At 32.6% G+C, this 14,384-nt stretch carries 12 protein-coding genes; 9 read left to right on the forward strand and 3 right to left on the reverse strand.

The window, feature by feature from the left end:
- Nucleotides 1–18: 18 nt before the first annotated feature.
- Nucleotides 19–1,599: a TerC family protein gene (locus CUB63_RS03960; RefSeq protein WP_006537526.1), complete on the reverse strand. Its 1,581-nt coding sequence runs from the start codon at nt 1,597–1,599 to the stop codon at nt 19–21.
- Nucleotides 1,600–1,843: 244 nt separating this feature from the next.
- Between CUB63_RS03960 and gndA the strand changes: the two genes are divergently transcribed.
- A complete protein-coding gene (gene gndA, locus CUB63_RS03965) occupies nt 1,844–3,250 on the forward strand; it encodes an NADP-dependent phosphogluconate dehydrogenase (protein WP_006537525.1) in 1,407 nt (468 codons plus the stop codon).
- A 56-nt stretch (nt 3,251–3,306) separates the two neighbouring features.
- On the opposite strand, the gene CUB63_RS17685 is transcribed toward gndA, so the two are convergent.
- A complete protein-coding gene (locus CUB63_RS17685; protein WP_255311248.1) occupies nt 3,307–3,429 on the reverse strand; it encodes a pyocin activator PrtN family protein in 123 nt (40 codons plus the stop codon).
- Between the two features lie 942 nt (nt 3,430–4,371).
- Here CUB63_RS17685 and CUB63_RS03975 point away from each other — a divergent pair.
- From CUB63_RS03975 to CUB63_RS04010, 8 genes are all read left to right on the forward strand, one after another.
- Entirely contained in the window at nt 4,372–4,953 is a 582-nt protein-coding gene (locus CUB63_RS03975) for a fimbrial protein (RefSeq protein ID WP_109847498.1), read from the forward strand.
- 103 nt (nt 4,954–5,056) lie between these two features.
- On the forward strand, nt 5,057–5,752 hold the full coding sequence (locus tag CUB63_RS03980; protein ID WP_161669158.1) for a fimbrial biogenesis chaperone: 696 nt from the start codon (nt 5,057–5,059) through the stop codon (nt 5,750–5,752).
- Nucleotides 5,727–6,281: a fimbrial protein gene (locus tag CUB63_RS03985; protein ID WP_109847499.1), complete on the forward strand. Its 555-nt coding sequence runs from the start codon at nt 5,727–5,729 to the stop codon at nt 6,279–6,281. The genes CUB63_RS03980 and CUB63_RS03985 overlap by 26 nt, the downstream gene beginning before the upstream one ends.
- A 2-nt stretch (nt 6,282–6,283) precedes the next feature.
- Complete coding sequence (locus tag CUB63_RS03990) at nt 6,284–6,847, forward strand: fimbrial protein (RefSeq protein ID WP_109847500.1); 564 nt, start codon at nt 6,284–6,286, stop codon at nt 6,845–6,847.
- A 21-nt stretch (nt 6,848–6,868) separates the two neighbouring features.
- Entirely contained in the window at nt 6,869–7,600 is a 732-nt protein-coding gene (locus CUB63_RS03995; RefSeq protein WP_109847501.1) for a fimbrial biogenesis chaperone, read from the forward strand.
- 7 nt (nt 7,601–7,607) lie between these two features.
- Entirely contained in the window at nt 7,608–8,429 is an 822-nt protein-coding gene (locus CUB63_RS04000; RefSeq protein ID WP_147280383.1) for a fimbrial biogenesis chaperone, read from the forward strand.
- 27 nt (nt 8,430–8,456) lie between these two features.
- Nucleotides 8,457–11,015: a fimbria/pilus outer membrane usher protein gene (locus CUB63_RS04005; protein ID WP_109847503.1), complete on the forward strand. Its 2,559-nt coding sequence runs from the start codon at nt 8,457–8,459 to the stop codon at nt 11,013–11,015.
- 321 nt (nt 11,016–11,336) lie between these two features.
- Nucleotides 11,337–12,407 carry a hypothetical protein gene (locus CUB63_RS04010; protein WP_229096557.1) on the forward strand — a complete coding sequence of 357 codons (1,071 nt, stop codon included), beginning with the start codon at nt 11,337–11,339 and terminating at the stop codon, nt 12,405–12,407.
- A gap of 438 nt (nt 12,408–12,845) precedes the next feature.
- Here the strand turns inward: CUB63_RS04010 and CUB63_RS04015 are convergent, their stop codons facing one another.
- The gene (locus tag CUB63_RS04015; RefSeq protein WP_109847504.1) at nt 12,846–14,180 is read right to left on the reverse strand and encodes a dicarboxylate/amino acid:cation symporter; all 1,335 of its coding nucleotides are present in this window, start codon (nt 14,178–14,180) and stop codon (nt 12,846–12,848) included.
- Between the last annotated feature and the right edge of the window lie 204 nt (nt 14,181–14,384).

Below are 14,384 nucleotides of genomic sequence, written 5' to 3' on the forward strand. Positions count from 1 at the left end.
TTGCTATTTGGACGGGGATTACGCTTCGTCAACGTTCTCTTCGTTTTCTGGTGTGGGTTCAACAATTCGGACTTTATTAATTCGATGGTGGTTCACTTCTAACGGCTCAAATTCAATGCCATCAATAAGGATCTTCTCACCAACAGTTGGAACACGTTGTAAATGCTCCATTAATAAACCTGCTAAGGTTTCATACTCACGTTTTTCATCCAATTTGATTGGAATATAAAGCACTAAGTCTTCAAGTGGTGTAAAGCCATTAACAGTCCATGAACCGTCTTCATTTTGAACCAAGTCGTGGCGTGAATCGTTTTCTTCAGAACTGACCGGTAAGTTACCCGCGATAGTTTCCATAACGTCAGTTAATGTGACAATACCTTCCACTGAGCCAAATTCATCTACAACAAAAGCGAAGTGAGTGTGAGCACTACGGAACTGTTCTAACGCTTGCAGCAAGGATAAACCTTCAGGGAAAATCAAAGGTTGAGTGACTAATAAACGTAAGTTTAGAGGCTCATTACGTAACTGTTGATTCAGTAGTTGAATAACATTAACCACGCCGATAGGTTCATCACTATGTTGTTCATCAGTGATCACCAGACGAGAGTGGGGATCCTTCTCTAATAATTGGCGGATATCATCTTGTGTTGCATTTAAGTCTACGTATTCAACATCATGACGAGACGTCATAATGCTGTTGACGTTACGTTGGCTTAAACCAAGCACACGCACAATCATTTGGCGTTCTTGAGGATCAAACACTTCTTCTGAGCTGGAGACTAAATCAGATGTGTGAGGATCTAATTCAGAAGATTCGGGCTTACCATTAATAATACGTAGAACCGCTTCTGCTGTACGTTCACGTAAAGAGCGAGAAGCAGATAAGAAACGGCGGCGGTTAAATTGTGCAAGCTGATTAAAGACTTCTATCATGATAGAGAAGCCGATCGCTGCATATAGATAACCTTTTGGAATGGCGTAGCCAAAGCCTTCGGCAACTAATGCAAAACCAATCATCAGCAAGAAGCTTAAACACAAGATAACAATGGTTGGGTGATTATTGACGAAACTTGTTAGAGGCTTACTTGCAAGGATCATCAAGAACATTGCAATAGTAACAGCCGCAATCATTACGCCTAAATGATCAACCATACCCACAGCGGTTATCACTGAGTCAAGCGAAAATACCGCATCCAGCACGATAATTTGTGCAACGACAGACCAAAAGCGGGTCGTTTTGCGTTGTTTTCCTTCGTCGTGATCTTTACCTTCTAACCGTTCATTAAGCTCCATCGTGGCTTTGAACAGCAAGAATAACCCTCCGAGCAGCATAATTAAGTCTCTTGCACTGAAAGGATGATCAAACAGTGTAATAAGAGGTTTTGTCAGAGTGATAAGCCAAGAAAGGCTAAATAACAACACGACACGCATTACTAAGGCACATAATAGCCCTGTTATACGAGCTCTATCTCTTAGTTTTGCTGGGAGTTTATCTGCCAGAATAGCAATGAAAACAAGGTTATCAATACCAAGTACGATTTCGAGAACAATTAGGGTGGACAGTCCTACCCAGATTGTCGGATCCAAGATCCATTCCATACAGTTTGTTTTACCTTCTATAAAGACGGCATATGCCGACTTGAGAATAATGAGCAATTTGAAGGAATTTTTCAATAAATTATTATTAGTAGTAGGGGAATAATTTCATTTTGTCTAAAAGATTGTGATACCAATTACATCAATAACTACCACCAAGTGAGAGAGTGAGTTACTATGTGATCAGGTTAACAAATTGTCAGTACATTGATACTGGCAGGTTTATTTTCAGACGGGAGTTATTTTCATGTCAAAACAGCAAATCGGCGTGGTTGGTATGGCAGTTATGGGACGTAACCTTGCGCTAAATATTGAAAGCCGTGGTTATTCTGTATCCATTTACAACCGCTCAAGCGATAAAACCAACGACGTTATCGCTGAAAATCCAGGTAAAAAACTGGTTCCGAATTATTCTATTGAAGAGTTTGTTGATTCGTTAGAAAAACCGCGCCGTATTTTATTAATGGTAAAAGCGGGTGAAGCAACGGATAAAACAATTGCTGCATTGACACCGCATTTAGATAAAGGTGATATCCTTATCGATGGCGGAAATACTTTCTTTAAAGATACTATTCGTCGTAACAGAGAGTTATCAGCGCAAGGCTTCAATTTCATCGGCACAGGTGTTTCTGGTGGTGAAGAAGGCGCATTAAAAGGTCCTTCAATCATGCCAGGTGGACAAAAAGAAGCTTACGAATTAGTTGCTCCAATCCTTGAAAAGATTGCGGCTGTTGCTGAAGGTGAACCTTGTGTCACTTATATCGGTGCTGATGGTGCAGGTCACTATGTAAAAATGGTTCACAACGGTATCGAATACGGTGATATGCAGCTGATAGCAGAAGCCTATTCTGTATTAAAACACTCTTTAGGTCTGACTAACGAAGAATTAGCAGAAACTTTTACCGAGTGGAATAAAGGTGAATTAAGTAGCTATCTGATTGAAATAACAGCTGATATTTTCCGTAAAAAAGATGATGAAGGTAAATACCTTGTAGATGTTATTCTTGATGAAGCGGCAAATAAAGGTACCGGTAAATGGACTAGCCAAAGCTCTTTAGACTTAGGTGTACCAGTGACTCTTATCACTGAGTCTGTGTTTGCTCGCTATATATCTTCACTAAAAGATCAACGCGTTGCGGCATCTAAAGTATTATCAGGCCCAACACCTAAAGCATTCTCAGGTGATAAAAAAGCCTTTATCGAGAATGTTCGTCGCGCACTGTATTTAGGTAAAATTGTCTCTTATGCTCAAGGTTTTCAACAACTAAAAGCAGCATCAGATGAATATAACTGGGATTTAAATTACGGTGAAATCGCCAAGATTTTCCGTGCGGGTTGTATTATTCGCGCTCAATTCCTGCAAAAGATTACAGATGCTTATAACGAAAATGCAAGCATTGCAAATCTGCTATTAGCGCCATACTTCAAACAAATCGCAGACGATTATCAACAAGCTCTGCGTGATGTTGTTTGTTATGGAGTACAAGCAGGTATTCCTACTCCAACATTCTCGGCGGCTATTTCTTACTATGATAGCTATCGTGCAGAAGTGTTACCAGCAAACTTAATCCAAGCTCAGCGTGACTACTTTGGTGCGCATACTTATAAACGTACTGATAAAGATGGTGTATTCCACACTGAGTGGATGGAATAAAACATTAAAACAATTAGTTTATAGTATCTAGGGGTGCTGATAATACAGCACCTTTTTTATTTTGAGCGATTAAATTCAATTATAGCCTCGTCTCTTTGCTGGTCTATATAAAATGCTAAATCATTTAGATGGATCATCCTAGGTGATTTTTGACTGTTATTTAACCGATATGTCGGTATTAGTCATTCACCTGCATTAGCCTTTCTTTCTGCACGGATTAACTTCTTCACCAAACACGTAAATCTATAGAAGCATAGCAAGAAGTAACACGATATATCATCATTATTTTAGATAGTGTTATGGAAAAACAAAGTTATGTTTATTTCTAGTTGGTGTTTCATTATCTATAAATAAATTATTATCAATGATATTTTTGCAATACTGGTAGCTCTGGGAAAACTGGATTTTGAATCTCTTAATTTTTTCATCACAAAATAAAAAGAGATATAATCGGGAGTATATTATAAATTTTAATAAATTAAAGGTGTTAATAGTCAGTATAATATATTGAATACTACAAGGCCTAGAAATGCACTGTATTTTGTTTTTTTTGGTGGATAGAGAACTAATTTCATTTTGCGTACATTCTCCAAAATTATTGCTTAATTTTGCTGGTTAACTAGATCGTCTCCTTCAAGTCAATATATCGAACTATGATTGTCATTTTTATCTATTTTTTATATTTATGAAGGTCAGGATGTTTAAGGTACTAGTCTAAAAAAGCAATAAACAATTTTTAACGCCTTCTTACTTAAAATAAATATATGCTAAAGTTAATTATTAATATTTATTTCTATATATAAATAAAAATCATTTAATGATAATCAAATTAATATCTAATCCTATATATAAATAAAAAAATCATTTAATGATAATCAGATTAATATTGCTTATTAGGATAATTCTTAATAATTAATTATTAAGAATAATATAAATAATTGATTATTTAATGAATATATCAAAGCATTCTTTTTTTGAGTAATTGAAGTTTTATTAATATTTATTATAGTAATTAAATATTGATTGGTTAATAAAAAACTTATCAATGCGTTTTATATAATGATGATTAACTAGTATTTATTTATTACTAGCATTACTTCTTAAAATTAAGGTATATAAATATGAATGCATTAAAATCTAAATTAAGCTTAATTACTATGGCTCTAGTTTTGACTGGCGTATCTAGTCAATCAATGGCGGCTGAAAATGCGAAAGTAGACTTTACTGCGCGTTTAGTGACTGCAACTTGTGACATTAGTGCAAATACAGCGAAAGTAGATTTAGGTACTCATGCTATTGGCTCACTTACTACTGGTGATATTTCTACTCCTATTGCAGAAAAAGGATTTAACTTAGTGCTAAATAACTGCACTAAAGTATTCCCAGGAAGCGCTGGTGAAGAAGGTCAAGCTGTAGAAACTCCAGTAACAATAATTGCTACAGGTAACACTCTGGCTGGTCACAATGATTTATTCTCAAGTTCTACAGCTACACAGGTTGGTGTTAAATTAACATCAAACTATGAAGGTATGCTTAATACTGAATTAAAACCAAATGAATCAGTGGCCGTACTGAATGCAAAAGAAGGTGAAACTGAGTTCGTTGTACCTGTAACTGCTGGGTTAATGACCACAGTAAAAGGTGACACACTGAAAGCACAAGATATTAATGTGCCTGTTACATTTAGTGTTGCATACGACTAATAAGAAAAACTTTGCTCTTTAGAGTAGGCATTAACTATATAAAATAATTAGGGGATAAACTAACTCATTAGTTATTCCCTATATTAAAAATTAAGGTATGACTATGTTCAAGTTTTCATCCATCTTCTTTAGCTTATTTTTAACTCTCTTTTTTGTTCAGCCTGTATTGGCTCAGGAAGGCGGGGTTGGTTTAAGTCAAACAAGGATTGTTATGGAAGAGGGTAAAAGCACAGCTATAAATATCCAAAATAGAAGTAGTAAGCCATATCTAGTCGCAAATTATATTACTAAGAAATATGACGAAAATAGACCAATGGAAGGTTTGTTTTTAATTACTCCTAATTTATTTAAAGCACAACCAAATAGTTATAATGCAGTAAAGATTCAGGTTGTTTCTAATAATAATTTTCAGAAAGACAGAGAATCTCTCTATTATTTTCATTCGCGCAATATTCCTGAATCAAAAAATAATGAAGATGGTATGAATATTGGTTTAGAAAATGTAATTAAACTTTTTTATCGTCCAAAAGGTTTATCAATGTCACCAAGTATGGCTTTTTCAAAACCAAAGTTTACATTTAATGGTTCTCAGTTAGTAGTTGAGAATAATACACCATACCATATTAATCTCGCATCACTAACTATAAATAAAGTAGCTATAAAACTTAATAAAGAGAATAACATTCTTTACCCTTTTTCAACATCGACATTTTCAACAATTAAGCAAAAAGGTATGGTGAAATGGAGTGTATTTAATGATTTGGGAGGCCTAGATGAGTTTTCTCAGAAAATTAATTAGAACTTGTATAATTTTGATAGCTATCTTTTATTTTAATTTTACGATTGCTAACGGAACAATAAATTTTAAAACAACTGTTATAGCCGGAACTTGTGAGTTTGATAGTTCTAATGATTTAAATAAGTCAATTGACTTTAACAAATATTATATTGTCAGTGATGTTGAAAAAAAATCCATTATGGAATCTATTGATTCTAAAAGTTTTTCATATCTAATAAGATGTAAAGACTTTCCCGAAGGTAGTGAAAAAAATATAACGTTAACAGCTAAACCTGCTTCTGGTACAAATTTTGATAATGGTGTTTTTTTTGGCTCCAATGATAAAACTAATACTGGATTTAAATTAACTGTATGTGATGGTGAAAATTTAAACTGTCAGAAAGTAGATGTAGAGAATAAAACAATATTTACAACTAATTCTGATAGTTTAATTGGGATAAATTATAAAGTCAGTTTTGTGAAAAGAGCTGAAAATGTTACATCAGGTATATCCAATGCTGCTGTAATATTAGAATATATTCAGGAGTGAATATGAAATTAATTAAATTTAAAAAGAAAGTAATTATTTTATTTCTCACTCTATATCTATTCCCTTTAATAGCATCATCACAAGATTCTATTAAATATAATTTCTCTGTGCAATTTTTTAAAAATACATGTGATGTTGAAACACCTGAGAGTATTATTTTATCAAAAACACCTGATACAGGGATTGTGTCTTCAATAGATATCAAAAATGATTCAATTAATATTCCTTTTACTATAGGTTTACAAAAATGCACATCAAAAGATTTAAGTAATGTTAGCATATATATTTCTCAAGGAAACACATTAGCAGATACAACTAATTTTTTTAATAATAAAGCAGATGGTAATATTGGGGTTCAGATAAAGGACGTTGCTAATAATAGAGTATTCTCAGTCAATACTTCTAATTCTGCGGCACCTGATCCTAATTCTATTGTGTGGGATAATATAAAATCAGAAGCTGAAAAGAAACAATTAACAGCATCTCTTCGCTGTAAAACTGAAAATTGCGAACCAGATATTGGTTTATTTACAGCTTCTGTGACATTAAGTTACTATGTTAACTAAAAGATAAATAAAGTAGGAGATATGAAAAAAATATTATTAATAAAGTGTATAATCTATTTATTTATTTCTAGTTTTTCTTTATACACTATTGCGGGCGTTTCTTTAAAACAGACCCGTGTTATTTTTAAAGCAACAGATAAAAGTAAAAGTGTTGTTATTTATAATAATTCTCCTAATCTTTACTTAGCACAAAGCCAAATAAACTTGACACTGAATAATCAACAAATTGATAATAGTTTTATTATTATTCCGCCACTTGTTAGAGTCGAGCCTAATCTATCAAGTACAGTGAAAATTTTACCTCAGTCATTATCACATTTACCTAAGGATAAAGAGTCTGTTTTTTTTATAGCAATACAGTTAATACCAGAAAGTAAAAAAATAAATAGTCAAGAAAAGAGCGAAATAAATACAGAAATTACTGTTGTTACAAGATTTGTAATAAAATTATTTTATCGCCCTGAATCATTGCTTGAAAAGAGTAGTAGTGATTTTGCTGATAAACTATCCTTTTCATTAGTTAATAACAAACTGGTGATAAAAAACCCTAGTCCATATTTTATGTCACTATCTCAATTAAAATTAAATGGAGTTTTATATTCTTCACCTATCCCAGTAATGGTTCCGCCATTATCGGAAATAGCTTTAGATAATAATGAAAAAGTGAAAGATGTTAGTTGGCAAATTATTGATGATTTTGGTGGATATTCATCTGTTTATTCACAATCCTTAATTGAAAAAAACAATAGATAACATTATTATGAAAAAAACTAATATTCCCAAAAATATATTTAATATAAAGGTGTTGATTTTAACTTTTATGCTAATGTTCTTCTATAAAAGTACATTGGCTAGTGATATTCATTTAATGCAAAATAGCAATATCGATACAGGGATTAGTTTTTCTTTAAAAAATTATATTTATAATGAATCTAGTAATGGTGTAAGCATAGAATTATCTAATAATAATGATATCAATTACTTAATAGAAACTTCTATTTTTGAAAATGATAATCAAAAAAATAATCCTAATAATTTAGGTAATGAAGTTCCTTTTATTATCTTACCTCCTTTATACAAGTTAGCACCTAATTCAGCTTTTAGTTGGAGAATAAAACGTTCTAGTAATGAATATAAAAATCAAAAATTACCAGAAGACAGAGAAACTTTATTTTGGATTGCATTAAGAGCAATTCCAGAAGAAAAAGAAAGAAAAAATAGTGATGATAAAAAAGAAACATCTTTAGTAGTAACACCGACATTTTTTTTTAAATTAATTTATAGGCCTAAAAGTATTGAAGAACTCTCTGTAGAAAAAGTAGAGTCCGATAAAAAAATAGTTATAAAAAGAGAGGGTTCATCTATTTTATTAACTAATAACTCTCCTTTATATATCACTTTTTCTAAGGTTTTAGTAGGTGAAACACCTTTATATTTTGAAAAAGGAAGACCTATTTTTTTACCTCCATTTAGTCAGAAAAATTTAGTGATTCCACCTAATGTTTCTGGTGATATTTATTGGCAACTAAGTGATGAAAATATGCTTGATCTAAAACTTCATCGTTTAGAGAGTAACATTTAATAACAATTTAAGGAATGGCATAAAATTATGAAGTGTTTTAAATTGAATAATATAAAGGGATTTACAAATTTTATCTGTATTTTATACCTTACTATGCCATCTCTAGCTAAAGCTGATAATTACTTTGATCCTAATTTATTAATGCAAGGATCAGAAGATATTGATTTAAGTCAGTTTTATCAGGAAAATACACTTTCAGTAGGAACTTATAATTTAAACGTTAATGTTAATTTATCTCCTATGGGAGATTATGATATAAAGTTTGAAAAGAATGATCAGGGTAAAGTTATACCAACATTAACACCTAAATTATTACAACTATTTGGTGTTGATGTAGATAAAATAAAAGATTTAAAAGGGTTAGCTGATGATACTGTTATTTTTAATATAGAACAGTATATTCCTAATGCTAAATTAACTGAAGATATTAGTCAGTTAACGCTAAATATTTCAATCCCTCAAGTTTATATGAAAAGTTCTTTTGGTGGGGAAATTCCTCCTGAGCTATTAGATGATGGGGTTACTGCCTTATTATTTAACTATATGGCTAACTTTTCTAGGAATAAACAAACGTCTTCAGGTACATCAAATAGTTCTAATGTATATGTTAATTTAAATGGTGGGGCAAATATTGGTCCATGGCGTTTACGTACAACTTATAGTTATTCTAAAGACTCTGTAAAATCGGAAAATAATGTAAATTTTAAAAATACTTATTCCAAATTCTCTAATACCTATATTATGCGGGCAATCAATCATCTCGCATCAACTTTAAAAATGGGTGAAGTTAGTACGAGTGGTAATTTATTTGATAGTATTCCAATGAAAGGGATCTCTTTAGCAACTAATGTGTTAATGAGACCTAGTAGCATGCGCGGATTTGCGCCTGTTGTTTCGGGGGTTGCTAATTCTAATGCGACAGTTACTATTCGCCAAAATGGTAATATTATCTATCAAACATTTGTAGCTCCTGGTAATTTTAAAATTGAAGATATCCCAGCTAGTGGTAACTCTGGGGATTTAGAAATTACTATCGAAGAAGAAGATGGTTCTAAACGGGTTACGACACAACCTTATTCATCTTTACCATTGATGACTCGCGAAGGGCAGTTTGAGTATGAATTTGCTGCTGGTAAATATGATGGTTCAATACGAGAAAATTCTAAGAAAAGTAATTTCGTATTAGGAACTTTAGTTTATGGTTTACCAAAAAATATTACATTATATGGTGGTGCGTTACTCGCTAAAGATTATTCTTCTCTGGTCGTTGGTACTGGCTTCTCTTTAGGCTCATTTGGTGCTCTTTCTACTGATGTGACTTTATCTCGTGCGAAACTAGATAACACTTATACAGGTAAATCTTACCGCCTACGCTATTCGAAAAGTATGTTATCAACAGGAACATCTTTTGATTTAACAACATTACGATATTCAACATCAGATTATTACTCTTTTTCAGACTTTAACGGTTATGGTTATAATTTAAAAGATAATATAGCCCCTTGGTTAGGTTATAGACAGCGTTCAAGTTTTCAAACAACTATTTCTCAGTCTTTAGGCTACTATGGCTCTATTTATTTGAGGGGAGCAAGAACGAATTATTGGGGAAATGATAATAAAAATACAACATTAAGTGTTGGTTATAATACCAATATAAAAAATATCAATTTTAACGTGGATTACAGTATCGATCGGCTAAAAACAGCCAGTAATAATTGGCCAGAGAATCATCGACTAAACTTTACCATGAGTATGCCGTTCAGTGTATTATCCAATGCTGAAAGGTTTAGCTCTATGTCAGCAAATTATATGTTAACCACTGATAATAACCATAATACTTATCAACAAGTGGGTATCACAGGTGGGGCGCTAGACAATAAATTAGCTTATGGTGTTTATCAACAATATAATAATGTTAACTCAGATTATGGTGGCAGTCTCAACACTAATTATTCTGGTAATATTATTAATGCTGGACTAGGTTATAGTTACTCCCGAAATAATCAAAATATTAATGCTAATTTAAGTGGTGGGGTGGTTGCACACTCTAAAGGAGTAACATTATCACCATTATTAGGTTCAAATATTGCTGTAGTGAGTGCTGAAAACGCAAGAGGAGGCGAGTTAACTACTGGACAAAGCTTTGATTATTTCGATAACGCCGTTGTTACTCAACTTTCTGAATACAACCGAAATGTTATAGCCATTGATGTAAATACATTACCTGATGATGTTACTTTTACTAATACATCAATGAATGTATATCCAACAGCAGGTGCTGTGCTTGCCAAATCATTTAATACAAAGGTAGGCTACCAAGTTATTTTTAATTTGAGTAATTCCACTAAAAAAATTCCATTTGGGGCTGTGGCGACGCTTAATACTAAAGATGAATTAAATGAATTACCTAATAATGGGCTAGTTGATAATTCTCAAAATCTTTATATGAGTGGTCTACCTAATTCAGGTCAGATAGATATTGAGTGGGGTAAGAATAAAAATACTTGTAAATTTGTTTACTCCGGATTAGATAAAATGACTATAAATGATAATCCAATTAGAAATGTTAATGTCATTTGTGAATAAATTTATAACACAATAACGTTTTAATATACTTAATGAAATTGACTATTCTAATGCGGTGAGTTTTCGGTTTAATTTTAGGTATAGAGACTAAAATAATTAAGGGTGAATAATGTATGAAATGAAAGAAGAGCAGATAATATAAAAATAAGAGTAATATTGCTAATTATATTATAAATATAACTCTATTAAGGATGACTCAACCCTTAAATATTCAATTAAATTATCATTAACGTGGTAATAAATTTTAAAATGTAAAGCGGAAACTGTAAAATGAAATTTACTAAGATAAGCTTTTTTTTACTATTAATATCATTTTCTCAGATGACTTATGCACTTACTGTTCCTGATGGTAGTACGGGATATATTGGAGAATTTTATCCTACGCAGTCTTACCTAAGAGTGAAAGTTAGTAACGCTAACCGAGATCAAGGGACGACAGGCGTTAACAATACCAGAAGTTATTGTAATAAAGGTAATAATGCGGTAGGGAATTTTCTATTTCCGTTACCTGGAGGACAGGACGGTGAATATGGTCTGAGACTGTATAATAAAAATGCAAGTCCTGAGGAAAATAAAACAAATTATCTAGTTGCTGCGATTAATGGCACAATAGTAATTGAACATGTACCTAATGACCGTGGTACACCTCATTACGCTTATATTAATTTAAATCGAGGAAATGCGAGCTCAATTACAGGTGAAAAGAGCGATACTATTCTTACCAATGGTCCATTATGTTGGTATGGGTTTTATACGCGGTTCCAGAGTTCACAATTACGTATAAAATCTTATTCTATTTATGCTGTTGGCAATGTAAAACCAGGTATTTATGATTTTGTTGCCCCTTTATATTGGTCGGCAGCACAACCTAAGACAGGTGGTGATGGGTATATCGTAGATACGGTTCCTTTTTCATTTGATGATGGCCCTATTCATGTTTTAAAAAAGTGTAATGTGACACCGATGAGTTCAACTAATATACAGTTTGCACCTCAATTAGCTAAGCAATATAGCTCACCTAAATTACTTGATAAATATCTAGCTGGTATTATGGTGTCTTGCCCTAACAATGGAAGTCTCTATGTTTCATTAAAACCTTTTGGCGAATTAGTTGATTCAAGCAAGACAGGCATGAAGATGAAGCCAGATAATCCATTAAATGCTAACGAAGTAGCGCCTTACATTTCCGTTTCTGACGGTGAAAAATCGGTAACTGATGCCATTTGTAATAAAAATGATTCGAATGCTTTTGAATTTTATAATGGAAAACAGTTGGGTTCTTATAAAGATAGTTCTTTAATGAAATCATTATCATTTAATCTTTGTGCTCAAGGTAATGTCCCTGCCAATAATTATAAAGGGAGTATAGATGTTTCTATTCTGGTTGAATAAAGCACAATTTTAATTTATTTGTAGCCATCAATTAATATATTGGAGTACGGTTTATAATTCAGTTATTAGATGTTACTTCAATGAGTTAATATTGATTGATGGCTTTTTATGTAATGTTGATTTTTTAAGATGTCTGTGAAAGGTTTGTCATCTTTCGTAACTAGACGCTCTTTCAAGTAAATTATCTTTAACCATACTATTTAGTATTCTGCGAGTGGATTCGATAATACTTTTCTTATCACAAGAATCCATTCCTTTAAGCATATAAAATACGCCTGAAACATCAAAAAGAGAGGCGCCAATTTCACTTATTACCCATTCAAGATTACTAGGTTTAAATAATTATCTATTTTAGGGGAAGAATTTATACTCAGCAGTTTGAGTAACTTCCCCTATATTTTAAATAATTAATTAGATAGAAATAACTGATTATTATTTTTAATAATAGTTTTTTATACTTTTATTCTCAGAAACTAAATTATCATCAGCAAAGTCTTCTCTGGATATTCTTCCACTAAAAACATCATTCATTCTTTCTTTATCTAAGGCATTTTCCCATCGTGCGACAACAATGCAAGCACAGGCATTACCCACAATATTGGTTAAAGCGCGACACTCTGACATAAAGCGGTCGATGCCTAAGATAAGCGCCATACCAGCAACGGGAACACTAGGAACAACCGATAATGTTGCTGCTAAAGTAATAAAACCAGCCCCCGTGACACCTGCAGCACCTTTTGAACTGATCATGGCAACAAAGAGTAATGTAATCTGTTCTGTTAATGACAAATCTACGCCCGTTGCTTGTGCAATAAATAAGGCCGCCATGGTCATATAGATATTAGTGCCATCTAAATTAAAGGAGTAACCCGTTGGAATAACTAAGCCGACAACCGATTTTTTACAGCCTAAACTCTCCATTTTATTCATTAACGTGGGTAGCGCGGCTTCAGATGAAGAGGTACCTAATACTAACCATAACTCATCTTTAATGTATTTGATTAAAGAGAGAATGGAGAAGCCGTTATATTTAGCTACAGCGCCTAATACAACGAGAACAAAAAGTAATGCAGTAAGATAAAAAGTAATGACTAACAACATTAAATTGCCAATAGAAGAAATACCATATTTGCCTATTGTAAAAGCCATGGCACCAAAGGCACCAATAGGTGCTAACTTCATTAGCATACTAACCATCTTAAAGATAGGAGCACAAAGATGCTGTAAGAATTTTAATACAGGTTCACCTTGTGAGCCGATTGATGCTAATGCTAGACCAAAAATCACAGAAACAAACAATACTTGTAAGATATTGCCGTTAACTAAAGGGCTAACGATAGTGTCAGGGATGATATTCATTAAAAAATCAACAAGAGAAGAACTATGTGCTTGAGTGACATACATTTCTACTCGGCTACTATCTAATGATTCAGGAGAGATGTTTAAGCCATCACCAGGACGAATAATGTTGGCAGTGATTAATCCAATCACAAGTGCAATCGTAGAAAATGTTAGGAAGTAAATCATTGATTTACCAGCCACTTTTCCGACTGCTTTCATGTTATTCATACCTGCAATACCCGTTACTACAGTTAAGAAGATAACCGGTGCAATGATCATTTTTACAATTTTGATAAATCCATCACCTAGTGGTTTAAAGGATTCACCAACATCAGGGTAAAAATGCCCTAATAGAATACCGAAAATGATAGCAATAATAACTTGAATATATAACACACGATAAAGGGGGAGCTTGCGGGATGAAGTCTGCATAAAAATTCCCTGTAACTGAAAGATATTGACTAAATAAAAAAGAAATTATGATGTAAATTATTATTTACATTTATTTTGTTGTAACAGGTAACTTAAAGGTATGAGTAAATCAGGTCAATAAAATAAAGTTGATTTTATCAAATATTGTGCTCTTCATCTAAAAAATTAGATTTAATTTCAATTTATCGCTATTTTTGAAATTTA

The sequence above is a fragment of the Proteus penneri genome, from assembly GCF_003144535.1.
Lineage (GTDB): Bacteria > Pseudomonadota > Gammaproteobacteria > Enterobacterales > Enterobacteriaceae > Proteus > Proteus penneri.

Coding starts and splice junctions, on each gene's coding strand:
- CUB63_RS04015 (WP_109847504.1), bottom strand. CDS start 14,180: ATGCAGACTTCATCCCGCAAGCTCCCCCTTTATCGTGTGTTATATATT.
- CUB63_RS04000 (WP_147280383.1), top strand. CDS start 7,608: ATGAAAAAAACTAATATTCCCAAAAATATATTTAATATAAAGGTGTTG.
- CUB63_RS03960 (WP_006537526.1), bottom strand. CDS start 1,599: ATGGAATGGATCTTGGATCCGACAATCTGGGTAGGACTGTCCACCCTA.
- CUB63_RS03975 (WP_109847498.1), top strand. CDS start 4,372: ATGAATGCATTAAAATCTAAATTAAGCTTAATTACTATGGCTCTAGTT.
- CUB63_RS03985 (WP_109847499.1), top strand. CDS start 5,727: ATGAGTTTTCTCAGAAAATTAATTAGAACTTGTATAATTTTGATAGCT.
- CUB63_RS03995 (WP_109847501.1), top strand. CDS start 6,869: ATGAAAAAAATATTATTAATAAAGTGTATAATCTATTTATTTATTTCT.
- gndA (WP_006537525.1), top strand. CDS start 1,844: ATGTCAAAACAGCAAATCGGCGTGGTTGGTATGGCAGTTATGGGACGT.
- CUB63_RS03990 (WP_109847500.1), top strand. CDS start 6,284: ATGAAATTAATTAAATTTAAAAAGAAAGTAATTATTTTATTTCTCACT.
- CUB63_RS04010 (WP_229096557.1), top strand. CDS start 11,337: ATGACTTATGCACTTACTGTTCCTGATGGTAGTACGGGATATATTGGA.
- CUB63_RS03980 (WP_161669158.1), top strand. CDS start 5,057: ATGTTCAAGTTTTCATCCATCTTCTTTAGCTTATTTTTAACTCTCTTT.
- CUB63_RS04005 (WP_109847503.1), top strand. CDS start 8,457: ATGAAGTGTTTTAAATTGAATAATATAAAGGGATTTACAAATTTTATC.